The following is a 1,000-nucleotide window of genomic DNA, read 5'->3' as shown; positions in this document are numbered from 1 at the left end:
TCCGAGTTTCACAAAAATGGAGAAAATCGGCGGTCGTGCCCCTACAATCGCGCCGTGGCAATCGGCACATCCGGACAGGCGCCTCCCCCATGCGACTCCTCTTCTCCTCGACCCATTGCCTCCTCGACCCTTCGAGCGGCGCGGCGATCGCCACGCGGGAGCTGCTGGAGTTGCTCTCGAGCCGCGGGGCCGAGTGCCGGGCGTTCACGGCCGGAGTGCTCGATTATGAGGAGGAGACGTCCCTGGACCAGGCCCTCGGCACGCTCGGGCTGCCGGCGGCTCGGTTCGCGGCGGACCAGGGCGGGGGACGAGCGGCGGAGGTCATCGACGTGGAGGCGGGGCGCGTCAGGTGCACGATCCTGGCCACCCGATCGAGCCGCGCGGAGCGATCGCCGGACCGGGAGGAATCGGCGAGCTTCCTCGAGCTGGCCACCCAGGTCCTCGACCGCTTCCGGCCCGACGCCCTGCTCACCTACGGCGGCCACCCGGCGAGCCTCGAGCTGATGAGGCGGGCGAGGGCTCGCGGCATCCGGGTGGCGTTCCACCTGCACAACTTCGGCTACCGCGACCGCCGCGCCTTCGAGGACGCGGACGTCGTCATCTTCCCGTCCGAGTTCTCCCGCCGCCATCACGCCCGGCTGCTCGGCCTGGACGGGCCGGTGATCTCCAACGCCATCGACCTGTCGCGGGTGGTCGTCCCCGAGGCGGAGCGAGTCCCGCGGTACGTCACGTTCGTGAACCCCCAGCCGGCCAAGGGGATGAGCGTCTTCGCCCGGATCGCGATCGAGCTGAACGCCCGCCGCCCGGACATCCCGCTGCTGGTCGTCGAGGGCCGCGGCACGGCCGAGGCCCTGGCCCGGCTGCCGGTGGACCTCTCGGGCTTGGCGAACCTCCACCGGATGGCCGTCACCCCCGATCCGCGCGACTTCTACAAGGTCAGCCGGGCCGTGCTCGTCCCGTCGCTCTGGCGCGAGTCCCTGGGCCGGGTGCCGGTGGAGGC

General features: G+C 71.6%; 1 protein-coding gene. It reads left to right on the top strand.

The annotated features are described in order from the left end of the window. Positions 1–89: 89 nt before the first annotated feature. Positions 90–1,000, top strand: a 911-nt coding sequence (locus G6O54_RS36915) for a glycosyltransferase (protein WP_165236141.1), incomplete at its 3' end; no start/stop codon positions are given.

Origin of the sequence: Aquisphaera insulae, from assembly GCF_011064615.1 — a bacterium.
Classification (GTDB): Bacteria; Planctomycetota; Planctomycetia; order Isosphaerales; family Isosphaeraceae; genus Aquisphaera; species Aquisphaera insulae.
Note: the sequence above shows the minus strand (reverse complement) of the source record. Positions and strands in the feature narration are given on the sequence as shown.